The 24,757-nt window shown below is 52.2% G+C and carries 19 protein-coding genes and 1 tRNA gene; 13 read left to right on the forward strand and 7 right to left on the reverse strand.

Translation table 11 applies throughout. The annotated features are described in order from the left end of the window. Nucleotides 1-7: 7 nt before the first annotated feature. Complete coding sequence (locus C1N59_RS08640; RefSeq protein ID WP_394550574.1) at nt 8-1,420, reverse strand: FAD/NAD(P)-binding protein; 1,413 nt, start codon at nt 1,418-1,420, stop codon at nt 8-10. 15 nt (nt 1,421-1,435) lie between these two features. Beyond that, nucleotides 1,436-2,608, reverse strand: a complete 1,173-nt coding sequence (gene ssuD, locus C1N59_RS08645) for an FMNH2-dependent alkanesulfonate monooxygenase (RefSeq protein WP_039343204.1) — start codon at nt 2,606-2,608, stop codon at nt 1,436-1,438. Between the two features lie 274 nt (nt 2,609-2,882). Here ssuD and C1N59_RS08650 point away from each other — a divergent pair, with 274 nt between their 5' ends. Next, on the forward strand, nt 2,883-4,772 hold the full coding sequence (locus C1N59_RS08650) for an aliphatic sulfonate ABC transporter substrate-binding protein (protein WP_110267413.1): 1,890 nt from the start codon (nt 2,883-2,885) through the stop codon (nt 4,770-4,772). Nucleotides 4,773-4,866: 94 nt separating this feature from the next. Next, nucleotides 4,867-5,814: a sulfonate ABC transporter substrate-binding protein gene (locus C1N59_RS08655; protein ID WP_394550577.1), complete on the forward strand. Its 948-nt coding sequence runs from the start codon at nt 4,867-4,869 to the stop codon at nt 5,812-5,814. Between the two features lie 537 nt (nt 5,815-6,351). On the opposite strand, the gene C1N59_RS08660 is transcribed toward C1N59_RS08655, so the two are convergent. Next, nucleotides 6,352-7,230: a WavE lipopolysaccharide synthesis family protein gene (locus tag C1N59_RS08660; protein WP_394550579.1), complete on the reverse strand. Its 879-nt coding sequence runs from the start codon at nt 7,228-7,230 to the stop codon at nt 6,352-6,354. Between the two features lie 471 nt (nt 7,231-7,701). Between C1N59_RS08660 and C1N59_RS08665 the strand changes: the two genes are divergently transcribed. Then, complete coding sequence (locus C1N59_RS08665; protein WP_394550581.1) at nt 7,702-7,881, forward strand: hypothetical protein; 180 nt, start codon at nt 7,702-7,704, stop codon at nt 7,879-7,881. Nucleotides 7,882-8,336: 455 nt separating this feature from the next. Here the strand turns inward: C1N59_RS08665 and C1N59_RS08670 are convergent. The 4 genes from C1N59_RS08670 to pmrA form a co-directional block, all read right to left on the reverse strand. Continuing rightward, a tRNA-Ser gene (locus C1N59_RS08670) sits at nt 8,337-8,424 on the reverse strand. Between the two features lie 197 nt (nt 8,425-8,621). After that, nucleotides 8,622-9,161 (reverse strand): peptide-methionine (S)-S-oxide reductase MsrA, encoded by a 540-nt coding sequence (gene msrA / locus C1N59_RS08675; protein ID WP_006120229.1) that lies wholly within the window; start codon nt 9,159-9,161, stop codon nt 8,622-8,624. Nucleotides 9,162-9,549: 388 nt separating this feature from the next. After that, a complete protein-coding gene (gene pmrB, locus C1N59_RS08680; protein ID WP_054633629.1) occupies nt 9,550-10,617 on the reverse strand; it encodes a two-component system sensor histidine kinase PmrB in 1,068 nt (355 codons plus the stop codon). Further along, entirely contained in the window at nt 10,614-11,300 is a 687-nt protein-coding gene (gene pmrA, locus C1N59_RS08685; RefSeq protein WP_054633630.1) for a two-component system response regulator PmrA, read from the reverse strand. The genes pmrB and pmrA overlap by 4 nt, the downstream gene beginning before the upstream one ends. 845 nt (nt 11,301-12,145) lie before the next feature. Between pmrA and otsB the strand changes: the two genes are divergently transcribed. The 10 genes from otsB (at nt 12,146) to C1N59_RS08735 (ending at nt 24,677) form a co-directional block, all read left to right on the forward strand. Further along, nucleotides 12,146-12,934: a trehalose-phosphatase gene (gene otsB, locus C1N59_RS08690; protein WP_054633632.1), complete on the forward strand. Its 789-nt coding sequence runs from the start codon at nt 12,146-12,148 to the stop codon at nt 12,932-12,934. Then, nucleotides 12,931-14,367: an alpha,alpha-trehalose-phosphate synthase gene (gene otsA / locus C1N59_RS08695; RefSeq protein ID WP_054633633.1), complete on the forward strand. Its 1,437-nt coding sequence runs from the start codon at nt 12,931-12,933 to the stop codon at nt 14,365-14,367. The genes otsB and otsA overlap by 4 nt, the downstream gene beginning before the upstream one ends. 978 nt (nt 14,368-15,345) lie before the next feature. Continuing rightward, the gene (gene flhD, locus C1N59_RS08700; protein WP_006120236.1) at nt 15,346-15,696 is read left to right on the forward strand and encodes a flagellar transcriptional regulator FlhD; all 351 of its coding nucleotides are present in this window, start codon (nt 15,346-15,348) and stop codon (nt 15,694-15,696) included. Beyond that, the gene (flhC, locus tag C1N59_RS08705; protein ID WP_033742000.1) at nt 15,696-16,274 is read left to right on the forward strand and encodes a flagellar transcriptional regulator FlhC; all 579 of its coding nucleotides are present in this window, start codon (nt 15,696-15,698) and stop codon (nt 16,272-16,274) included. Before flhD ends, flhC begins: the two co-directional genes overlap by 1 nt. A 131-nt stretch (nt 16,275-16,405) precedes the next feature. Next, entirely contained in the window at nt 16,406-17,293 is an 888-nt protein-coding gene (motA, locus tag C1N59_RS08710; RefSeq protein WP_006120238.1) for a flagellar motor stator protein MotA, read from the forward strand. Next, nucleotides 17,290-18,549, forward strand: coding sequence for a flagellar motor protein MotB (gene motB / locus C1N59_RS08715; protein ID WP_054633635.1), 1,260 nt, complete (start codon nt 17,290-17,292; stop codon nt 18,547-18,549). Before motA ends, motB begins: the two co-directional genes overlap by 4 nt. Before the next feature lie 11 nt (nt 18,550-18,560). Beyond that, nucleotides 18,561-20,552 carry a chemotaxis protein CheA gene (gene cheA / locus C1N59_RS08720; RefSeq protein WP_394550807.1) on the forward strand — a complete coding sequence of 664 codons (1,992 nt, stop codon included), beginning with the start codon at nt 18,561-18,563 and terminating at the stop codon, nt 20,550-20,552. 23 nt (nt 20,553-20,575) lie between these two features. Then, complete coding sequence (cheW, locus tag C1N59_RS08725) at nt 20,576-21,073, forward strand: chemotaxis protein CheW (RefSeq protein ID WP_006120241.1); 498 nt, start codon at nt 20,576-20,578, stop codon at nt 21,071-21,073. A 255-nt stretch (nt 21,074-21,328) separates the two neighbouring features. Further along, nucleotides 21,329-22,891 (forward strand): methyl-accepting chemotaxis protein, encoded by a 1,563-nt coding sequence (locus C1N59_RS08730; RefSeq protein ID WP_033741998.1) that lies wholly within the window; start codon nt 21,329-21,331, stop codon nt 22,889-22,891. A gap of 109 nt (nt 22,892-23,000) precedes the next feature. Continuing rightward, nucleotides 23,001-24,677: a methyl-accepting chemotaxis protein gene (locus C1N59_RS08735; RefSeq protein WP_033742224.1), complete on the forward strand. Its 1,677-nt coding sequence runs from the start codon at nt 23,001-23,003 to the stop codon at nt 24,675-24,677. Nucleotides 24,678-24,757: the final 80 nt, after the last annotated feature.

Below are 24,757 nucleotides of genomic sequence, written 5' to 3' on the forward strand. Positions count from 1 at the left end.
TAAGTGATTAGTCAGTCAGTGAAAGGGGACATCGCTCGTTTAGCGTAGCGGTTGTGAGATTCAGCAGTTGACGGGCAACCGCTTCCGCATGCATTGCCACCTGCGGCAGGCCCATCAGTTCACCAAACCGACCGCGGGCCGCGGGACCGACCACATACAGATGGGAATTGCTGTGGCCCTGTGCCGTTCGCGTCTGCGACAGGGCATTGACATCAATGCCAAGCGCTAAAGGATCGGGCCGGATGACGCCATCATCACACAACTGGCGTAGCAGGACATCATGTTGTACCAGTTTCCCGTGCGCCGGGCCGGTGGTCACGATCACCTTATCCACCTCCCGCGTCACGATTTCGCCCGAGCGAGTTTGCAGATGCAGCCGCACCGCAGAATGGCTGGACTCTGCCGCCGTCAGCCGCGCCGCCATCACCTGCAACGATCCGTTTTCCAGCCGCGCGTTCAGCACCTGGCCTGCCTGTGGCGCAATGCGGTAGCGGTGCACATCCCACCACGGCCGCAGATGGCGCAGAAAGCGCCGTTGCTCATTCAGTGGCAGGCTCTGCCAGAGGGTCTGGCCCTGCCGACGAACCTCATCAAAGACGACCTGCCACGGAAGCCCTCTCGCCGCCGCTTGACGCATGTCCTGGCGGATGCGCCGTAACCAGCAGCGCACACCCGCTGGCCTGGCAAGGTGCCCTTCAAGCGACCAACTGAGGTCATGCTGACTGATATTGGGCCGGGGAAGTTGTCCACGGCGCGAGAACACGGTGACAGGGCCGCGGTGCCCCTGGCGATCCAGCGTGGCCACCATATCCGCCATCGTTAAACCGCTGCCCACAATGGCGATGCGCTCCTCCGGACCGACAGAGGCGAGGGCGTTCTCCTGCCAGGGATCGGCGATGATGGCGGGATGGTCAGCCAGTGCGGTTAACGCGCCAGGCAACGACGGCGCGGGATGACTGACGGCCAGGACCACAATGTCGGCGGCAAGGTGTTTGCCGGCGGCGGTGCTGACCGTGCCGTCCCGGAAAGCCACAGCGCGATCCTGCAGATGCGCCAGAACGACAGGCGACTCACGTTGTGCCGCCTCGAACTGTGCATTGACCCAACGGGCAAACTGCCTGCGCTGAGGATAGACATGACCATCGTGCCAGCGCGCGGCGGGATCGCTGACATATGCATCAGAGGCGCGATACCAGCGATCAAAGCTGCCTTCTTCCTCTCCCGCCAGCTGCATGCGTGACGCGGGTACATTAAGGCGGTGAGCCGGATCGGCCGTCGAGTAGGCAACGCCCTGCGCCAGCTGCGACCGGGGTTCGATGAGCGTGACACGCAGTCCGGCCTGGCCCAGACGACCCAGATGCACGGCCAGCGCTGTCCCGCTAAATCCACCGCCCACGATGACAATATGCTGCTCTGACATAAACCGCCTCATTTGTTAACTGGCACTGGCGCTTTTTTCGGGACGACGATCGCCACCGATAGTTTCACCAAAGGGACCTGTATTCACGCTGCGCTGTGCTTTCCCGGCGTGCGTCGACAGCGGCAGCAGTGGCATCAGTAACTCGGCTACCCGGTGCGCTTCTTCCAGATGCGGATAGCCCGACAGAATAAAGTTATCAATCCCCAGCGCCTGGTATTCCCGAATCCGCGCAGCCACCTGCTGAGGGTTGCCGACCAGTGCAGTGCCAGCGCCGCCGCGCACCAGTCCGACGCCTGCCCATAAATTGGGGCCGATGCGTAAGCCTTCGCGTGAACCGCCGTGCAGTGCACTCATGCGCGCCTGGCCCGTCGAATCCATACGGGCAAAGATCTTCTGAGCGGATGCGATGGTTTCATCATCCAGATGAGCTATCAGTTTATCGGCTGCTGCCCAGGCTTCCTCTTCGGTTTCACGCACAATAACGTGCAGTCGAATGCCGTAGGACAACGCCCGGCCACGTTCCTGCGCCCGCTGGCGCACAACGTCCAGTTTGGCGGCAACCTGCTCAACGGGTTCGCCCCAGGTGAGATAAGTATCGACCTGACTGGCGGCCACGTCGACCGCATCGTCCGACGAACCACCAAAGTAGAGCGGTGGACCGTCGGCCTGCACAGGCGGAAACAGAATTTCAGCGCCCTCCACACGAATATGTTCACCGTGGAAGTCCACTTTCTCGCCTTTCAGCAAACGGGAATAGACCTCCAGGAACTCCCGCGTGACCTGATAGCGTTCGGCATGACTCAGGAAAATACCGTCGCCTTTATTTTCCACCGGATCGCCACCCGTCACCACATTGATCAGTAAGCGCCCGTCTGACAGACGGTCCAGCGTTGCCGCCATGCGCGCCGCCAGGCTCGGTGGCTGCAACCCCGGCCTGACCGCCACCAGATAACGCAGCTGTTTAGTGATGGGGGCCAGAGCCGCCGCCACCAGCCAGGAATCTTCACAACTTTTACCCGTGGGGATCAGTACGCCGTAGAAACCCAGATTGTCTGCCGCCAGGGCGACCTGTTGCAGATAGGGCAGATCGACCGCTCTGCCGCCCTGGGTGGTCCCCAGATAACGTCCGTCACCGTGGGTGGGTAAAAACCAGAACAGATTAATGTTTTTCTCAGAGGCTTCAGGCATTAGCAGATTCCTTTATAACGATATTTGAAATTGGCAAATGAAAAGCAATCTTTCAGTTATAAAGCCATTAGCAGAATACGTGCCAACTGCGGCTGGTCATTTTTTCCTTTTAATTTATAGCGTTATGATCTCAGCGTTCAGGTACGCGCTGTTGCACATGCAGCAGGCGTTGAACTTCAGTGCTGCATTTGCAGCAAAAGGGCTCAGCCCGTGTCTCGTTTCCCTTCACGCTTAGCGTTATCGTGAGCGCTCATTCACTTTGCAGGTATCCGCTATGGAACACGCTGGTCCCGATTTAATTGACCCGGCTTCTCTGGCCTTCAAAAGTATCCTGGATCGCCTGGCGCCTACGGATGCCACGGTGTTAATCATTGGCGAAACCGGCACCGGTAAAGAGGTGATGGCGCGCTATCTGCATCATCACAGCCCACGCCGCCGCGCGCCCTTTGTCGCCGTGAACTGCGGCGCACTGACGGAAAGTCTTGCCGAGTCAGAACTGTTTGGGCATGAGAAGGGCGCGTTTACCGGTGCCACGGAACGTCATCGTGGCTGGTTCGAGGCGGCGCAGGGCGGCACGCTGCTGCTGGATGAGATCGGTGAACTCAGTTTGCCGCTCCAGGTAAAACTGTTGCGCGTATTGCAGGAGAGAGAGATTACCCGGGTAGGTTCATCTCAGGCGATAAAGGTAAATGTTCGGGTGCTTGCCGCCACGAACCGCGACCTGACCGGTGCGATTGCCGAACGGCGCTTCCGCGAGGATCTTTATTACCGGCTGAATGTGGCCAGCGTGGCGCTGCCGCCTCTGCGCGAGCGCCGTGAGGATATACCGGTGCTGGCCGCGTATTTTCTGCAACACTATGCGCGCCGACTGGGCCGACCTCAGCTGCGTCTGAGTGAGGAGGCGATCGCGACGTTAAGCCGGTACGCCTGGCCGGGCAATATTCGGGAGCTGGAAAACACATTACATAATGCTGTTCTGCTCAGCCAGGAAACACTCATTGGCCCCGGGCATCTGCGTCTGGGCCGCGTGACTGAGGCTGCACCGGTGCCTGAACAGGATGTGATTGATCAGTTTATTCGGCAGCAACTGCAGCACAGTGAAACGCCCCTGTATCCCAGAATTATTGAATCCTTAGTGCGGAATGCCTATGCGCTGAGTCAGGGAAATCAGCTCCAGGCGGCAGCGCTGTTGGGGATCAGCCGTCACAGCCTGCGCACCCATCTGGGCCACTGCGGCATCATTAAGCCGCGCCGCAGCAGCGTCATCGCGCCATCGCGTGCTTTGACAGACTCTGTGGTGCAGGAGCGTGAGTTGCGTATTGGTTACCAGAAGTTCGGCAATCTTGGCATTCTCAAAGCCCGTCAGCATCTTGAGCAGCAGCTGGTGGGCCAGAATGTCCGCGTGTTGTGGAGTGAATTTCCTGCGGGGCCACAGTTGCTGCACGCCCTGCGCGATCAGGAAATTGACTTTGGTACGACAGGCGAAGTTCCGCCACTGTTTGCCCAGGCCGATCAGGGCACCATGGTCTATGTGGCCTGGGAACCGCCTGCGCCGCAAAGTGTTGCCCTGATGGTCGCCAGACACAGTGCCATCACGACGATTGCCGATCTCAAAGGCAAGCGCATTGCGGTGAATAAAGGTTCTAACGTCCATTTTTTGCTGCTGCAGATCCTCGATGAAGCAGGACTGACGCTGGACGACGTGCGTATCGTGTATGCCCCACCGAAATACCCGTTAACCGCCAGCGACCTGAATGCGGTCGATGCCTGGATGATGTGGGACCCTTTACTGAGTGAGGCCGAACGTGGCGATCAACTGCGCGTTATTGCCGATGGCGTGGGCCGGGTCAGCAACCATCAGTTCTATCTGGCGGATCGCCAGTTTGCTACGCATTCACCCGATTTACTGCGCCTGTTGATGACCGCGCTGGAGCAGACTGGCCAGTATATCGATGCCCATCCGGCCGAGGCTGCCGGGTTACTGGCAAAGGAGTTGGGCATGTCCGACAGCGCATTACGTCAGGCGCTGGCGCGGCGTAGTCATCGAACTCAGGCGATGAACTTAGCGATTATTCGCGAGCAGCAGAGAATCGCCGATCGTTTCTATGCGCTCGGTCTGTTTCCCCGCGCCATCAACGTCCGGGACAGAGTCTGGCCGCAATGACGTTTTATGACTAAGGACAGAACTTATACGCATTAAGCCCTCAGGCACGGATTTGTTATGTTGCGCTGACAACACCTTCGTTCAGGACAGAAAAATGAGAAAAATAGTGATAAGCGCACTGATTGCGCTCGCTCAACTTGGCACCTTCGTGACAGCACAGGCGGAAGACAAACCCCAGGTCGTGAATATTGGTTTTCAGAAAGCGAATATTTTTGCGCTGCTGAAATACCGTGGCACGCTCGACAGCGAATTTAAAAAGCAGGGCATTGATGTGCGCTGGGTGGAGTTCCCGGCAGGCCCGCAGATGCTGGAAGGGCTTAACGTAGGCAGTATCGATTTGGCGGCCACCGGCGATGCGCCTCCTGTTTTCGCGCAGGCGGCACAGGCCGATCTGGTCTACCTTGGCCACTCGCCGGCCAACCCGCAGACCGAGGCCATTGTGGTGCCGGCCGATTCCACGATCAAAAGTGTCAAGGATCTGAAAGGCAAGCGCGTGGCGCTGAACAAAGGATCGGATGTTAATTATCTGCTGGTGACTGCGCTGGAGCAGGCGGGGCTGACGTATAAAGATATTACGCCGGTTTATCTTCCGCCTGCCGATGCCCGGGCCGCCTTCCAGCGCGGTGCTGTCGACGCCTGGGTTATCTGGGACCCGTATCTGGCCGAAGTCGAAACCACGGCCCATGCGCGCCTGCTGAAAAATGCCGAAGGCTTAGTGCCGCATTACACTTTTTTCCTGGCCAGCCGCAAATTTGCTGATGGTCATCCCGAGACGGCGAAACAGGTGCTGAACGCGCTGAGTCAGCTGAGCACCTGGGCAAACAGTCATCAGGCTGACGCCGCAAAAATCCTTTCCGGCTCCACGGGGTTGCCTGTACCCATCTGGCAGCGCGCGCTGGCCCGCATGCCGTTTGGGGCGGAACGTATGACGCCCAACGTGTTTAACGAACAGCAGGCGCTGGCCGATAAATTTACCCAGATTGGTCTGTTGCCGGTGAAGGTGAATGTTAGCAGCGCGACGTGGGCACGGGATAATAAGTAAGGTATGAAATCACTTCAGAGCAAGTATTTGAACCTGCGAACTTATTACCCTTAATTAACAATCAACTAAAGCATAGAAATAAAGTTGCAGATGTAAAGTAGTTGCTGAACAAAAAAAGTTAATGTTGAAAACAGGCAGGTTCTATTTTTTTTAAAATGAATAGAGAACTGCCTTCTTTCTTAGCTAAAAGTATGTGAGGGGATGAAAATTTCGTAGATGTAAAGGGGGCTAATGACTAAAATACGTGTTAAACATGCTTCCTGCTAACAATGGTTTTGCCATATTACCATAAGAGTCATATGCTTTCATACATTTCTCGATTGGTTAACACTTCAATCCCAATGAATGATATGAAAAAATCATGAGCATTTATATTCAGCTATCCAGATGCAACCCAGCACGCCTTATCGGCCGTTTTGGAAGGCCGCAAAATCACACTTCCAGGCCAGGTTATAAATAACAATATACTCCATAGGGTGCTGCTTATTTACTTAGATTTGGATAAATTTAATAGTCCACCCTTGGGTGGACTATAGGTTATATTTTTGTAAGAATCGATTTGACGAACTTGACTCTGGATTTTAATTTTTTTAATTTCGTGAGTGTCGTTCCAATCAGCCCTATGAAAAAACCATAAATATCAGTTCGTATCCAGCTGTTGTTGTTTTTGCAAAGATTGTAGATTAAGTTATAACGAGATTCGCTTATACACGCAGCTTTGTAGAAGAGTGAGTTATTAAAATATCTGTATTTATCATTGATTAATCTTAAGCTCCTCATGTCTTTTATTATATAATTACTTGTTAGAAAAGAGTAAAAATCTTTGATGTTCCCGTTTTTGTAGTCGTTGTGATATCTAATGCCTATTTTTTTTCCAAAATTTTTTGCAAATTCAATCGTTAAGTATTGTTCAACTGCAAATTTTGATTGAAACTGTTTTTCAAGGTAATTGCTGTTTTTAGCGAATTTATTAAAATTATAGTGCAAGGCATCTGTCCTTTGATATAGAGGGATGTTCCACATTCTCTTTATATCCTCAGCTTCTCCGATCTGGATCCAGTCACCAATGTGATAGGGCATTCGTTCAACAAAAACAGGATCCAGCGTGAATAAATTTGAACATATAACTTTATTTCCGAAAGTGTCAGGTGAAATAGAAGAATACTTATCAATTTCAGAACGATAGAAATTCACGATGTCATTTAAAAAAAACTTTAGATCGCTTCGTAGCTTTACAATTATCTTACCTTTTGCTGCAGTGACTCCTGCTTGACTTGATACGATTAAACGATTCACATTGTTTAGTTTATCATCAAATTTAAGGCCTGGTAATGTACCGGGATCTTTACTCATGATAATTTTGTCAACAATGCTTTTTAAATATGATGTTTTTTCTCCTTCCCATGTTGATATCAAAATTTCACACTGAGGGTTATTTTTTTTAAATGTAAAATGTTGTCTACTAGTTCAGATTGCTGCTCCCGGGTCTTTAAATGAGATAATGACCCTTGGAAAATGATGCTTAATTCCATCTTATTTTTCTCTTTGGTTTATAATGTAAGCTAGGAATGCTTTTTTGAGTATTCTAACCTTCAGTATTAAATTACTGTTTGTTATTATTTCTTGCTGTAATTAAATTATTTTTTTTATTAAAGTGAAATTAGTTGTTTGATGCTTTTTTTAATTTAAATGCTTATCATTTATAGTTGTTAATAGCTGTTTTTTTTAAGCTTTTTTCTGGATAAGCTAAAAAAATGTTAAGCTGAAAATCAATTTTTTTTGTAACTGGCTGTAATTGCTGAATTTAATTTATTTTTCTAAGGCTTTACCAAAACAAGCAACACATGATAGTTTCATTTCATTAAGTAATATTGGCAGGAATGGTTAATGATTTTATTTAATTCGGGGTGGGGGTTAAGCGGTTTTTGTAATTTATCGTTTCAATCAGACATGATTGGAAAGGAGTGGCAATATTTTATTTTGACCGAGGGTGTTAAACCAAAAGTGGCTTTTTATCTTCTGGGTATCAAGTTTCAATTTAAAGCAAACGATAAGCAACTGATTTAAATTGAGATTTTTTCTTTTGGCGAAAAACGCCGTCATCTTACATACTATTATGCTTCTTTTACAACGCTTCAGCCTTTGGAGAGCCTCAGAAGACAGGCTAATCAGGGCATTATTCCTGCAATGTCCTACTGTATGTAGCAGTAAGGACTTATTCACTCACTGCGCTCGCCCCGCGCTCATGCAAAACGGCGTTGCCGTTTTGTCGCCCCCCGGGCGGGGGTTCTCATCCCCTCTCAGGAGAACAGACAAAAAAAAGTCCAGAGGTGAGTCTGGACGCTTCTTCAAATCTGGCGGTGAGAGGGGGATTCACTCGCTGCGCTCGCCCTTCGGGTGGCCTGGCGGCCATGCAAAACGGCGGGGCCGTTTTGTCGCCCCCCGGTCGGGGGTTCTCATCCCCCTCTCAGGAGAACAGGCAAAAAAAAGTCCAGAGGTTAGTCTGGACTCTTCTTTGAATGTGGCGGTGAGAGGGGGATTCGAACCCCCGATACGTTGCCGTATACACACTTTCCAGGCGTGCTCCTTCAGCCACTCGGACACCTCACCGCAAATTGTTGCTGACCGCGCTGGGTCAACGGGGCGCTACTATAGGGAGTCGACCTGAAACGGTCAAGCACTATTTTTTTCTTTTTTTCTATTCGCTTAAGCTCTGAACGAATCGCGTTAAGGCTGCGCAAAATCGGGTTTTTTAATCACAAAACGCCCGTTTTTACGCAGTGTAAAGTCCGCTCAGCGGCAGGCGGTTACTGGGCGGTTTTAACCCGACTGGCAAAACTCTTGCGCAGCTTTTGCAGTTTAGGGGGAATCACCGCCATGCAATAGCCGTTTCGCTGGCCGGCACCTTCCCAGTAGTCCTGATGATAACCTTCTGCCGGATACCAGGCCTTTAATGGCTCGATGGTCGTGACAATCGGTTTATCATGATCCTGCTGAGCGCGTGCAATCGCGGCACGGGCTTCAGCTTCCTGCTCGGGTGTTTCGGGGAAAATGGCGGAGCGATACTGAGTGCCGATGTCGTTGCCCTGGCGATTAAGCTGTGTTGGATCATGCGTGGCAAAGCTGATGTCCAGCAAATCGCCATAGCTGACCTTCTCAGGATCAAAGCCAATGCGAATGGCCTCTGCATGACCGGTGGCGCCACTGCAGACCTGCTCATAGGTCGGATTAGGGCGCTCGCCGCCGGTGTAACCGCTTTCGACTGACTCAACGCCAATCACGTCTTTAAAAACCGCTTCTGTACACCAGAAACAGCCGCCTGCGATTACTGCATATTCGATTGCCATAAATGTTACTCCTGTCTGGTCTGAAGGAAAGAGGTGGGGATGACGTCAGGCATTTTCAACATCTCTGAAGACGTCAGCGTAAAGAGAGCCGCGTTAAACGCCGTCTGATGTGGGGCCTTTTTGTCACACGATGCGTTTAGCGTAGCAGGGAATGGGGCAAGCGGTGGGCACCCTGTCGGGAAGGTTTAAGCAGCGACAGGGAATGTAGCGCTTAATGTTTCCTTAACACAGGGCAGCGATACTGAGGTGGATTCTACAGGAGACGCTATGAAAACCACGACTGTTACCGCCACCTCTTTCGTATCACGCCCATTCAGCGAGTACGTTGCCGTTATTCTTGCCGTCAGCGCTGTCATCAGCTTTCTGGCCTGCTGGTTTGTGAACTGAATCAGTCCACCGCGAAAAGGACCCTGGCCAGGCAACCTGAACGGTCAGGGCGATTTTCCAGCAGAAACTGTCCATGATGTAACTGCACAATCCGACTGACGATACTCAGGCCCAGCCCAATGCCACCATAGCGCGTGTCCATGCGGACAAAGGCTTTGCTTAACTCGCCGCGCCTGCTTTCATCAATGCCGTCACCTTCGTCTTCCACGATCAGCGCCGGGCCTGGTGTGTTTTCAAGCCGCACGGTGATATTACTTTCAGATGGGCTGTAACGGTGGGCGTTTTCCACCAGATTGCGCAGAAGCATTCGTAACAGGATCGCATCGCCTTTCACCCTGAAGCTGTGCTCAACATCAAGGGTTAACGTTTGATGACGCACGGCAAGCATCGCACTCAACTCCGCTTCCATAGGCACAATCACTTCATTGATGAGGGCAACCTGCTGGTAGCTGCCTGAGGTAAACTGCTGGCCGGCACGGGTCAGTTGCAGCAACTGGGCGACATTTCCTGTCATCTGATCCAGACGATGTAATAAAGGTTGCGTATCGACGGCCTGATTTCGTTGTAGCAACTCAAGATGTAAGCGTAAACCTGCCAGCGGCGTTCGCAGCTCATGGGCCACATCGGCCGTAAACAGGCGTTCACGTTCCAGACTGTCTGTCAGACGTGCGACAAGGCGATTCACAGAGTGCGTAACAGCGTCAATCTCCTGCACCGATCCGGAAAAGGTGATAGGTTCCAGGTTTACCTCGCTCCGGTTCTCCAGTTCACGCTGCAACTGATAGAGCGGGCGGGTAATCCAGCGTACCGCCTGATAGCACAGGAGCAGCGTCAGCGTAATCATCACCAGACTGGGCAGGGCAAGACTCATCACGGCTTCGCGGACTTCTTTATGGACATGCCGGTCCATGTTGCGGTTCTGCAGATGCGCCTCAACTAAAAATTGCACCTGTTCCTGACTTTCATGCCAGAGCCAGGCCACGCTGATGAGCTGGAAAAACAGCATAATGAGGCCAATCGTGAGAAGCAGCCGAAAACGCATGGTCGTCCCGGTGCGGTCAGTATTCATGTCTCGGGCATCTCGTTATCGGTTTGGGAGGGGGACAGGGCATAGCCGAAGCCGCGAACCGTTCTGATCATGCTTTTGCCGATCTTGTCACGCAGGTTGTGGATATGCACTTCCAGCGTATTGGTCGAAGGCTCGTTATCAAAATTATAGATATCCTGATACAGCAATTCGCGGTGCACCGGATGGCCCGCTTTGAGCATCAGGCGAGACAGAATCGAAAACTCTTTAGGGGTGAGATCAAGCAAGGCGTGATCCAGATGGATCTGGCGATGTGTCATATCCAGCGACAGGTTGCCCACCTCCACGCGCGTATCCCCCTGGTTAACATGACGTCTGATAAGGGCACGAATCCTTGCCAGCAGTTCATCCAGCGCGAAAGGCTTGATCAGATAGTCATCGGCACCTGCATCCAGCCCGGCGATGCGCTCATCAATCGTGTCACGCGCGGTAAGAATCAATACAGGCTGCATCTGCTTCTGACGGCGAAGACGCTGCAGAAAGTGCAGTCCATCCTCATCCGGCAGGCCGACATCCAGCACGATCAAACTGTAAAGCCCGCTGGCAAGATGAGCTTCCGCGGAACGGACCGTTGAAACCGCATCGCAGACATAGCCCGTGCCTTCCAGCGCCAGAACAAGACCTTGCAGCAGCAGAGCATCGTCTTCAACAATTAATATTTTCATAAGCGCTTAACAGGATACCTCTTTTGTATCAGTACCGATGACCGGACACAGCAATAGCGGGTCGCTCTTGCGCGAACTCACCTTGACAACCTTGTCCGGCAAGCGGATAAGGCAGGCCGTCCCGGTTTCGTCGGCTGTGCCTGCTTTGGGCAAACATGCCGGGATTGTTGCTGACATGACGAATGTTGTCACTCAACTTAGCTCAGCGGAAACGTTAATTAAAGATGAGATAAAGGGGGCTGCAAATCAGCCCCTTTTCGTCTCGCCCGGCATGATGCCTTAACCCGTAATAAGACGTTTTATCAAATGCGAAAGGGCAACATGACGGGCGGACTATTAATATAAAGGCGGAATAATAAAAAATGTTACTTTATCCGGGTTGAATCATTAGTGAATGTCTCCATTATTATTGGCTAATACATTCGCATTAACGCGCAACAATGAAAGTCAGACGGTAATAAGTGAACAGTATGGATAAGAAAGATTAGGAAAACCTTAAACAGGACCATTTATTACATTTTTATTTCTTTTTTGCGGGCGCAAAATAAGTCGGCGTGAGCAGGCCGGTAATCGCCGTTATTGCCAGCAGCAGAATTAAGCGTGACGGCTGGCACAGGAAATGCATATTTCTGGCAGAATGCAGGATTGCGTCTACACTTTATGGGGCGACAACGACAGTCAGTGAGTTTTTCAGCACTTAACGCGTATGTTTTTGGAGAAAGAGTTACCGAATTGCAGGGTTTTACCGCGCAGTCTCCTTACTTCATTCGGCCTTGCGCCGACCTCTTGCTGAACGCTCTCTGCTGCGATGTCCTGATGATGAACCCGTTTACAGGAGAAGACACGTGACCCAGACGGCAGAAAGTAATGCCTCGTTTCCGTCATTGAGCGGCGGTCTGTATGCCTTCTTTTTTGATGTTGATGGCACGCTGGCAGCGATACAGCCCCAGCCGGATGCCGCTTTCATTCCAGAACAGGTTGTAGCAGAGCTGCAACGCCTCTCTTCTTTATGCCACGGCGCGCTGGCGCTGGTATCAGGTCGTCCTGTTGAGCAACTGGATGCGCTTGCGGCACCGTTGCACGCGCCGGCTGCCGGCGTGCATGGCGCTGAGCGTCGAGACGCGGAGGGCAGGGTACACCGCGTGTCACTGCCCGAAGAGACTGAACGTCAGCTGAAACAGATGCTGGAAGCCGAAATGGCCCACTGGCCAGATACGCAGCTTGAAGCGAAAGGGATGGCGTTTGCCCTCCATTATCGTCGGGCGATGGCACATGAGCAGGACATATTGCACCTTGCGCAGGCCGCCGTCGAACGTTTCTCGGGTCTGACGTTGCAGCCCGGAAAGTGTGTGGTTGAAATTAAACCGACCGGCATTGATAAAGGCGCGGCTGTGCAGGCATTTATGCAGGAAGCCCCGTTCGCGGGACGTATTCCGGTGTTCATCGGTGACGATCTGACCGATGAGAAAGGCTTTGCCGCCGTCAATGCCATGCACGGGATTTCCGTGAAAGTGGGAGAAGGCGAAAGCCAGGCACGTTATCGTTTACATGACGTTACGGATGTCTATGCCTGGCTGGAAAGAACACGATTACAATTAGAGCAAGATAACGTTGGTAAGGAGTTTAGGTTATGAGTCGTTTAGTTGTTGTATCTAACCGTATCGCCATGCCAAATGGGAACAAAACCAGCGCGGGCGGCCTTGCCGTTGGCATCCTGGATGCGCTGAAAAGCACGGGTGGACTGTGGTTTGGCTGGAACGGTGAGATAAGTGAATTTTCGGGTGAGGAAGAAAACCCGGTATCGGTAACGGAGCATGATGGTATTGAATATGCTTCCTTCCCGCTGAGCCAGAACGAGTACGATCTCTATTATTGTCAGTTTTCTAATACCGTTATCTGGCCTGCTTTCCATTACCGTTTAGATCTGGTGCAGTTCCAGCGTGAAGCCTGGGAAGGATACTGCGAAGTTAATGATGCCGTCGCGCAGCGACTGAAACCGCTGATCAAGCCTGACGACATTCTGTGGATTCATGACTACCACTTCCTGCCGTTTGCCGCCGCGCTGCGCCGGGCAGGCATCAACAACCGCATCGGTTTCTTCCTGCATATTCCTTTCCCGACGCCCGAAATTTTCAATGCGCTGCCGCCGCACAGAGAACTGCTGGAAATGTTGTGCGAATACGATCTGTTAGGATTCCAGACGGAATCTGATCGCGTCGCCTTCCTCGACAGTGTGAGCCAGCTGACGCAGTTGCAGAATAAAGGTGACAAAAAACATCGCGCCTATGGCAATACCTTTATGACGGAGGTGTACCCGATAGGGATTGAACCTGACAGCATTAAGGAGATGGCTGAAGGGCCATTGCCACCCAAAATGGCGGCGATGAAGAAGGAGCTGGGCGATGTGCGCAATATCATTGCCTGCGAACGTCTGGATTACTCGAAAGGCTTGCCGGAACGCTTCCTGGCGTATGAAGCGCTGCTGGAAAATTATCCGCAGCATCACGGCAAGATTCGTTACTCGCAGATTGCGCCAACGTCTCGTGGCGATGTGCAGGCCTATCAGGATATTCGTCATCAGTTAGAAACCGAGGCAGGGCGCATCAACGGGAAATACGGCACCCTGGGCTGGACGCCACTCTATTATCTTAACCAGCACTTTGACCGTCGTTTATTGATGAAAATTTTCCGTTTAACGGATGTCGGCTTAGTGACGCCGTTGCGTGACGGGATGAACCTGGTGGCGAAGGAGTACGTGGCGGCGCAGGACCCGGACGATCCGGGTGTGCTGGTACTTTCCCGTTTTGCCGGTGCGGCTAACGAGCTGACGTCCGCGCTCATCGTGAACCCTTATGACCGCGATGAAGTGGCCGCGGCGCTGGATAAAGCGATCACCATGCCCCGTACGGAGCGTATCTCACGTTATAACGATATGATGACGGTACTGCGTAAAAACGATATTACCGCATGGCGCGAAAACTTCCTGCGTGATCTTGAAAAGATTGCCCCGCGCAGTGCCGATCACGGCATGGCGAATAAGGTCGCAACCTTCCCGAAACTCGCCTGACAGTAGAGCAAGCCAGGGACGGCTTGCTGTGCGTTACATTCCTCACTGTTTGCACACACTGTGCAGCTAATGATTTCTCCCTAACTCAAAAGTGTTCCCCTTCCGGCAGGCTAGCGTCTGAGGGTGAAGTGCTGCAAAAATGCGCACTTAATTCGTCCCGCCACTTTCTTTACCTGGTTAAGCTAAAGTTATCCTGATTCCTGCCGATAGTTAAAATGCATAAAACTCACCTGCCTGCAATTCATTCATATCCTTAATGTAACTCCTTGTTACATCGACTGTCGCTCTCTAAACAGGTCGCTTTCACCCTTTACGAACGATTGTCGGAAAGCGCGTAATCTGGATTGTCGGTCTTTTTCTCCTGTTTTCCCTTCTTTTTGTTTCCTCACCTAACTGACTAATTTGAATACGATTAATTCCTTTACCGGGCAGCATATTCCACTGCCTTTATGGTTTTGATTAGTTCTAAATAGGGTGCAAATTCCTTTCCCAGGGATAAACGGGGATTCTACGCGCCTGACAGAATCTTCCCTGATTTTTGTAGCCAATTAAGTCCAGCTCAGGACAAATCCCTGTAAAAAAAATGCCAAATCGTGCAAAAAGTAGACAGAAGAAATGTGATCATAAAGCGTTACTGAAGAAAATAACCCAAAAAGTGTGATATGTGTCACACTTTATCTAAAATTTCACCGAACTGTCGTTGTATGTGAGGATCATCCGATATAGATTTGCCTTGTTTTCGGATTAGTCTTAAAAAATGTAAGAAAGCCTCAGGGAAGAAGGTTATTGACTTAAGAATAAGGTGGACTGAAAAAATGACTTCTGACCGGTCAGACAGGGTCGCAAAAAGAAGCAGAACTCAGAACCATTTGCTTTTTATGTTTAATTATTTTGCCATCTTTAGATTTACCAACCAGCAGCTCGATACGCAGAGATGTCATCTGCGGTAAGTTACGTCGCGTCTCTCAGGATGGAAAAATGGGTACATCTGAATTACTAAAACATATTTACGATATCAACTTGTCATATTTACTGCTTGCGCAGCGATTAATTAACCAGGAAAAAGCTTCTGCGATGTTTCGCCTCGGGATTGATGAAAAGATGGCTGATGCATTGTCTGAATTAACCTTACCTGAAATGGTGAAATTAGCTGAGACCAATCAACTTGTGTGTCAGTTTCGTTTTACCGATAGCACCGTTATTAATCGCCTGACGCAGGAATCACGTGTGGATGATTTACAACAAATCCACACCGGGATTCTGTTATCCAGCCGTTTATTACGCAGCGCGTCGAAAGACGCCGCGCCTACTAAAAAGAGGGCGGTATGATGGGTGAGAAAAGTATTGTTCAGGAAGCGCGTGATATTCAGCTCGCTATGGAGCTGATCACACTGGGCGCGCGCTTGCAAATGCTGGAGAGCGAAACGCAGCTGAGTCGTGGTCGCTTAATCAAACTTTATAAAGAGTTGCGTGGCAGTCCGCCACCTAAAGGCATGTTGCCTTTCTCGACTGACTGGTTCATGACCTGGGAACAGAACATTCATGCCTCGATGTTCTGCAATGCCTGGACGTTTCTACTCAAAACCGGTTTGAGCAAAGGGATTGATGCGGTGATTAAAGCCTACCGCCTTTATCTCGAGCAGTGCCCGCAATCGGACGAGGGCCCGCTGTTGGCGCTAACACGCGCCTGGACCCTGGTGCGATTCGTTGAAAGCGGTATGCTGGAATTATCAGATTGTAAATGCTGCAGCGGCAGCTTTATTAATCATGCACATCAGCCTGTTGGCAGCTTTGTCTGCAGCCTGTGCCAGCCACCATCACGTGCCGTAAAAAGACGTAAACTTTCTGCAGATACTGCCGATATCTTTCCACAACTGCTGGATGAACAGGTTAAACACGCCGTTTAAATTTGTTCGCAATGTGGAAGTCATCCAGCAGCGGTTAATCCCGCTGCTTTTTTTTTGCCTCCACACGGTGAACATCTCCGGTTTCTCTGGCTTAACGTCGACCAACACGTTACGGACGTAAGGATTTTTCTGTGCTGATAATTTTAGGTTACATCGTTGTATTAGGTTCCGTGTTGGGCGGATACGCTTTAGTGGGCGGCCATCTTGGCGCGCTTTACCAGCCTGCAGAACTGCTGATGATCGCCGGGGCGGGCGTCGGCGCGTTTCTGGTGGGCAACAACGGTAAATCGATCAAGAAGACCCTCAAAGCTCTGCCGCTCCTGTTCCGCGGCTCGAAATACAACAAAGCGGTGTACATGGATCTCATGGCACTGCTTTACCGGCTGATGGCGAAATCTCGCCAGCAAGGCATGTTATCGCTTGAGCGTGATATTGAAGATCCCGCCCAGAGTGAAATTTTTGCTAATTATCCCCGCATCTTAGCCGATAAACAGTTAGTCGACTTCATCACCGATTATTTACGCCTGATGGTGAGCGGCAACATGAATGCTTTCGAAATCGAAGCATTGATGGATGAAGAGATTGAAACCTATGAACACGAGTGTGAAGTGCCGGCACAAAGTATCGCTGCCGTCGGCGATGGCCTGCCCGCTTTCGGTATCGTTGCGGCGGTAATGGGCGTGGTTCATGCCCTGGCGTCAGCTGACCGTCCAGCCGCCGAGCTGGGCGCACTGGTGGCACATGCCATGGTGGGAACGTTCCTCGGGATTTTACTGGCATACGGTTTTATTTCGCCTCTGGCGTCGGTATTACGTCAGAAGTGTGCTGAAACGACCAAGATGATGCAGTGCGTGAAAGTGACCTTACTTTCCAGCCTGAACGGTTATGCACCGCAGATCGCCGTCGAGTTTGGTCGTAAAACGCTTTATTCAGCTGAGCGTCCATCGTTCAGCGAACTGGAAGAACACGTTCGCAACGCGAAGAACCCGGCTAAACAGACTTCGGATCAGACCTCATGAAACATGGCAATCGCCCAATTGTGCTGATTAGAAAGCGCAAACATAAAAAACATGAAGGAGGACATGGCTCATGGAAAATCGCCTATGCCGACTTTATGACGGCGATGATGGCATTTTTTATGGTGATGTGGCTGCTGTCGATCGCCAGCCCACAACAGCTTATCCAGATAGCAGAGTATTTTCAGACGCCCTTAAAAGTGGCGCTGACGGGTGGACAGAGAAGTAGCGACAGTAGCAGCCCGATCCCAGGCGGAGGAGACGATGCTACGAAGAAAGAAGGTGAAGTCAAAAAGGTTGTGGATATGGATGCGCAGAAACGCAAGCTGGATGAAATTCGCCTCAACCGCCTGCGTGAAAAGCTCGACCAGTTAATCGAAGCTGATCCGCGCCTGAAAGCGCTGCGTCCGCACCTGATTATCAATATGGTGGAAGAAGGGCTGCGTATTCAGATCATCGACAGCCAGAACCGCCCGATGTTCAAGACCGGCAGTGCAGAAGTTGAACCTTATATGCGTGATATTTTGCGCGCGATTGCCCCGATTTTGAATGACATCCCTAACCGTATCAGTATCGCGGGCCATACGGATGACATTCAGTATGCGACCGGTGATAAAGGGTACAGCAACTGGGAATTGTCAGCGGACCGTGCCAATGCGTCACGTCGTGAACTGGTGATTGGTGGGCTGGATGGTGGAAAGATTCTGCGTATCGTCGGCATGGCGGATACCATGAAACTGAAAAATCGCGGCGGCGATGATGCCGTTAACCGTCGTATCAGTTTGCTGGTGTTGAACCATGATACCGAAGCCGCGATTGAGAAAGAGAACGCAGAAAGTGACGCGGTTCAGATTAGCGATCCCTCTGCCTTAGAAAAAGTGACCGCGCCGTCAGCACCCGGCAGTAATGCGGCTGATAAAACATCTTCCAAACCTGCAACTGCCACGTCGGCGGATGCAGTGAAAACAGCGAACTCCGCACCGTCAGCCGCATCGACGAGCGCAGAGAAAGCCGCGACCGCCGCCTCGTCAGCGTCATCGACGAGCGCGGTGAAAACAGCAGCCTCCGCATCGTCAGCCTCACCGGCGGTCGCGGCGAAAACAGCGACCTCCGCGACGTCAACCTCTTCGGTTCGTGCGGTAACAACAATAACGCCTGCACCGTCAGCCCTACCGGCGGATGCAACGAAAACAACCTCCGCACCGCCAGCGTCTTCGGCGGGTGCGGTGAATACAGCAGCCCCCTCACAGCCGAGGTGATTCCCGTGAGCATGGACATCAGCGATTTTTACCAGACGTTTTTTGATGAAGCCGATGAGCTGTTAGCGGATATGGAGCAACACCTGTTGGGACTTGATCCCCAGGAGCCAGACTCTGAACAGCTTAACGCCATCTTCCGCGCCGCCCACTCGATTAAAGGCGGAGCCGGAACCTTTGGTTTTACGGTTTTACAGGAAACAACCCACATCCTGGAAAACATTCTGGATGGTGCTCGTCGCGGCGAGATGCAGCTCAGCACCGACATCATCAATCTGTTTTTGGAAACTAAAGATATTATGCAGGAACAGCTAGATGCTTATAAAACCGCGCAAGAGCCTAACGCGGAAAGCTTCAAGTATATCTGTGAAGCATTACGCCAACTGGCGTTAGAGGCGAAAGGTCAGCCGGTTGAAGCACCGGTTGTGGTTGCGCTTGAAGCACCAGCCAGTCAGGCCGAATCTGCGCCATCTGATGCTGACGGTGTTCACCTGCAGTTGGTGGATCTGAAAGAAAAAGATATCGACCTGATGCTGGAAGAGCTGGGAAATCTCGGCACGCTCAGCAACGTGAAGAAAGGCAGCAGTACGCTTGAGTGTCACATCACTGGCGTAGGTAAAGACGACATTATTGCCGTGCTGTGTTTCGTCATTGATGAAGCGCAGATCCGCTTCCCGGGCGCTGACGCCGCCGCCGCCGTTGCGGAAAGCGTGGATGCTCCTGAAGTGGCAGAAGTGCAGACCGCTACCGTGACCGAATTGCCGGTAGCTGCGGTCAAACGCGAAAGCAAACGCGCTGCCGCACCTGCGAAGAGCAGCGAATCAAGCAGCATCCGTGTTGCGGTTGAGAAGGTCGATCAACTGATTAACCTGGTGGGCGAACTGGTGATTACCCAGTCAATGCTGGCGCAGCGTTCAGGTGAACTGGACCCGGTTGCCCATGGCGAACTGTTGAACAGCATGGGTCAGCTTGAGCGTAACGCACGTGATCTGCAAGAGTCCGTGATGTCAATTCGTATGATGCCTATGGAGTACGTCTTCAGCCGCTTCCCACGTCTGGTGCGTGATTTGGCCAGCAAGCTGGGCAAAGAGGTTGAACTGACGTTACTGGGTAGCTCGACGGAACTCGATAAGAGCCTGATCGAACGTATCATCGATCCGTTAACGCACCTGGTGCGTAACAGTCTTGACCACGGCATCGAAACCCCGGAGAAACGTATTGCGGCAGGTAAGGTTGCCACCGGTAATCTGACGCTGTCAGCGGAACACCAGGGCGGCAACATCTGTATCGAAGTGTCAGATGACGGTGCGGGCCTTAACCGCGAACGTATCCTGGCAAAAGCTCTGTCATCGGGCCTGCCGGTGCATGAAAACATGAGCGATGAAGAAGTCGGCATGTTGATTTTCGCGCCAGGTTTCTCAACGGCAGAGCAGGTCACCGACGTATCTGGCCGCGGTGTGGGCATGGATGTGGTGAAACGTAACATTCAGGAAATGGGTGGCCATGTTGAAATTGCCTCAAAACAAGGCAAAGGCACCACCATCCGTATTCTGCTGCCGCTGACGCTGGCGATTCTGGACGGCATGTCAGTGCGCGTAGCGAACGAAGTCTTTATTCTGCCACTGAATGCGGTGATGGAATCGTTACAGCCGCGTGCTGAAGAGCTGAAACCCCTGGCGGGCGGCGAATGTGTTCTGGAAGTGCGCGGCGAATACCTGCCACTGGTTGAACTGTGGAACGTCTTTGACGTGAAAGAGGCGAAAACCGAAGCGACGCAGGGCATTGTGGTGATTCTGCAGAGCGCGGGCAAGCGTTACGCTTTGCTGGTGGACCAGTTAATCGGTCAGCACCAGGTTGTGGTCAAAAACCTGGAAAGCAACTATCGCAAAGTTCCAGGTATTTCAGCCGCCACCATCCTCGGCGATGGCAGCGTGGCGCTGATTGTGGACGTTTCGGCGTTGCAGTCACTTAACCGTGAAAAACGTGTGGCCGGCGCTGCCGCCTGATTGATAACGAAAGGGTAAATAACATGAGTGGAATGGCAACCGTGACAAAAATTGCTGGCGAAACCGTTGGACAGGAGTTCCTGGTCTTCACGCTGGGTGATGAAGAGTACGGCATCGATATTCTGAAGGTTCAGGAAATTCGTGGTTACGATCAGGTAACCCGCATTGCCAACACGCCTGATTTTATTCGCGGCGTGACAAACCTGCGCGGCGTTATCGTGCCAATCATCGATTTGCGCGTGAAGTTTTCACAGCCAGACGTTGAGTACAACGAAAATACCGTGGTGATCGTGCTGAATCTCGAAAACCGCGTCGTCGGTATCGTGGTTGACGGTGTGTCGGATGTCCTGTCGCTGACACAGGAACAGATCCGTCCTTCACCTGAGTTCGCTGTGACTATGTCAACCGAGTACCTGACAGGTCTGGGTGCACTGGGCGAGCGCATGTTGATTCTGGTCGACATCGAAAAGCTGCTGAGCAGCGAAGAGATGGCGCTGGTCGACAACCTGCGTACCGCGTAATCGTTAAACACGGGCCAGCCAACGCTGGCCCGTGTTGTTATCCTGCACGCCGAACCCGTCATCACCGCGTTTCATTCACCTGTCGACCTTTCAAAAAACACGCTGTCTGTGATCCTGCTCCAGGATTAGCATATTGCTCTGGTTTCAATAATTACAAAAGACATTTGAACCCCTTTTTAAAAGCGAAATGGCTAAAACATCCTGCGTTGCCGCCGATACAGCCCCTGCACGTTACTTATTTAGTCGGGGAAAAAGATGTTAAAACGGATAAAAGTGGTGACCAGTCTGATTACGGTACTGATGCTTTTCGGTGCCCTGCAACTGCTGTCAGGCAGCCTGTTTTGGTCAGCGCTCAATAATGATAAAGCGGCGTTTGCCTTGTCGCAGATTTCAACACGCAACGTGGCGGCCATGACGGATGCCTATATGGCTCTGAACCAGTCACGTACTACGCTCAACCGCGCCATGTTGCGGTTACAAACCAGTCTGGCATCGCAAATGAACGGCGGTCAGCTGGACAGCCTGACGGACAAAGCCATTAGCGAAGCCAATAAAGGTGAGCAGTATCTTGCCGAGTTTAATGCCATTCCGGAAACGCCAGGCGCAGATACCGAAATGCGCGATCAGTTACAAAACCATTTTGCCGCCTATCTGACCGGTCTGCGCGGGATGATCGCCAGCCTGAAAGCCAAAGATCTGGAAGGCATGTTCAAACAGAACATTGAACAGAAGCAGCAGGCCATGCAGGCCACCTATACGGCCTGGCGTCTTAAGCAGAGCGAGCTGTCTTCCCATGGTGCAGAACAAAACCAGCAAGCCTTTACTCAGATGATGTGGTTGCTGGGCATGGTCGGTACTCTGGTGGTCGTGGTGATCATCGGTTGCTGGTTTGGCCTGCGCCAGGTGCTGATTTATCCTCTGCAACGTTTGCTGGTGGATATCCGCACGATTGCCTCGGGTGATCTGACGCAGCCAGTGAAGGTAGAAGGCCGTAATGAGATGAGCCAACTGGCCGCCGGTATCCGTGAGATGCAACAGTCTCTGGTGACTACGGTGGGTGAAGTCCGCAGTGGTTGCGATGCGATCTTTACGGGTGCCAGCGAAATCGCCGCGGGCAATAACGATTTGTCCGCGCGTACGGAAGAGCAGGCGGCCTCGCTTGAGCAGACCGCCGCCAGCATGGAGCAACTGACCGCCACGGTGAAACAAAATGCGGATAATGCGCGTCAGGCTTCACAACTCGCCCATACTGCATCTGAAACCGCCTTGCAGGGTGGCAAGGTTGTGGATGGTGTCGTCAGCACAATGAAAGAAATTGCCGACAGTTCCAGGAAAATCGCTGACATTATCAGTGTGATCGATGGTATTGCTTTCCAGACGAATATCCTGGCGTTGAACGCCGCCGTCGAAGCCGCGCGTGCAGGCGAGCAGGGCCGTGGCTTCGCGGTTGTCGCCGGCGAAGTACGTAGCCTGGCGCAGCGCAGCGCGCAGGCCGCCAAAGAGATTAAAGGGCTGATTGAGGATTCTGTTGCCCGCGTTGACAGTGGTTCGCAGCAGGTCGAGAGCGCGGGCAGCACCATGAATAATATTGTGGGTGCCGTCACCCGCGTGACCGACATTATGGGTGAAATTGCCTCGGCATCGGATGAACAAAGCCGCGGTATCGATCAGGTGGGGCAGGCGGTGACAGAAATGGATCGTGTGACGCAACAGAACGCCTCGCTGGTGGAAGAATCTGCCGCCGCTGCCGCCGCGCTGGAGCAACAGGCGAGCTCGCTGTCCCAGGCCGTTTCCGTCTTCAAAATCTCCCGTACTTAAGCGTTCTGACAGTTTTTACTGCCAGCGTGATGATCAATTCACGCTGTCAGTAAAGTTCCGCCTGCGCGGGCCGATAAACAGAATCGAATTGCTAATGAATGAGGTTTCTATGTTTAGTCGAGTACGCGTTGTCACCGGCCTCCTGTGTGTACTGGGGCTTTTTGCCTTGCTGCAGGTTTTCTCGGGTGGGGTATTTTTCAAAACGGTTACGGAAGATAAAGAAAACTTTGCTTATAACCAGCGTCTTAGCACCTTGCAACGCGCCATGGGAACGTCATGGGTTGCGCTTGTCCAGGCACGTAATACCTTAAACCGTGCGGGCATTCGTTATTTGCAGGATGGGCAGATGGCAGGTTCGGGAGCCACCGTAAAAGAGCTGGTGGCGCTGGCTGACAGTGAGCTGAAACAGGCTGAAAAGGGCTATGAATTATTCAATGCCAACCTGTCAGAGAAAGGAAAAAGTGCGGCTAACGTGCTGACGCTACAGGCCAATTACAAACGATTCCACGATGGTCTGGCGGAACTGATTGTGTTTCTGGGCAACGGCAACTTCAAAGGGTTTGTTGATCAGCCGACACAAAGTTATCAGGACAAATTCCAAAAAGATTATGACGACTGGCTTAACTACAACCTGGTACTGAGCCAGAAAGGCATCGATGCCAATAATGCCGCTTATCAGCGCATGATTATGCTGGTTGCGGGGACGCTGGTCTTTACGCTGCTGGTGATCGTGCTGGTGTGGAATCTTATGCGCAGCCTGCTGATTCGCCCGTTAAAACAGAGCATCGATCATATCCAGCATATCGCACGGGGTGACCTGACGCAGCCTATCGCCATTACCGTACGTAATGAAATTGGCGATTTGCTGACGTCTCTGCAGGAGATGCAACGTGAACTGGTCCGTACGGTCAGCACCGTCCGTGATGGGGCCGATGCGATCTATACCGGCGCCAGCGAAATTGCCGTAGGGAATAACGATCTGTCGTCGCGAACAGAGCAGCAGGCGGCTTCGCTGGAGCAAACCGCTGCCAGCATGGAACAGCTTACTGCGACCGTGAAGCAAAATGCTGAAAACGCCCGTCAGGCGTCGACGCTGGCGCTGAATGCCTCTGAAACCGCACAGCAGGGCGGCAAAGTGGTGGACGGTGTCGTGACCACGATGAAAGAAATTGCGGGCAGTTCCAGAAAAATTGCCGATATCACCAGCGTGATTGATGGTATTGCTTTCCAGACCAATATCCTGGCACTGAATGCGGCCGTGGAAGCGGCACGCGCGGGTGAGCAGGGCCGTGGCTTTGCGGTGGTTGCCGGTGAGGTGCGCAATCTGGCACAGCGCAGTGCACAGGCGGCGAAAGAGATTAAAGGGCTGATTGAGGACTCCGTCAGTCGCGTGAATACCGGTTCAGTCCTGGTTGAAAGCGCAGGCGATACCATGAACGAAATCGTCAGCGCCGTCACGCGCGTCACCGACATCATGGGAGAGATTGCCTCTGCTTCAGACGAACAGAGCCGTGGCATCGACCAGGTTGGCCTGGCCGTGACCGAGATGGATCGCGTGACACAGCAGAACGCCTCGCTGGTTGAAGAGTCGGCCGCCGCCGCTGCGGCACTGGAAGATCAGGCCAGCAACTTAAAACAAGCGGTTTCTGTCTTCAATATTGGTAAAGAAATTGTCACGCAGGCCGTTAACAAGACAACGGCGGCAAAAAGTTTACGTTTAGAAAGTCCGTCAGAGGGCATTCGCCAACCCTCATCACGCAGTGATGAGAACTGGGAAACCTTCTAATTGCCTGGATGGCCCAACCGCTGATGTGCGGTTGGGCATAGCAGCAGACGTTTAACAGGTGTAGTTCAGGCCAGGTGCAA

It is taken from the genome of Pantoea sp. SGAir0183 (genome assembly GCF_043545505.1).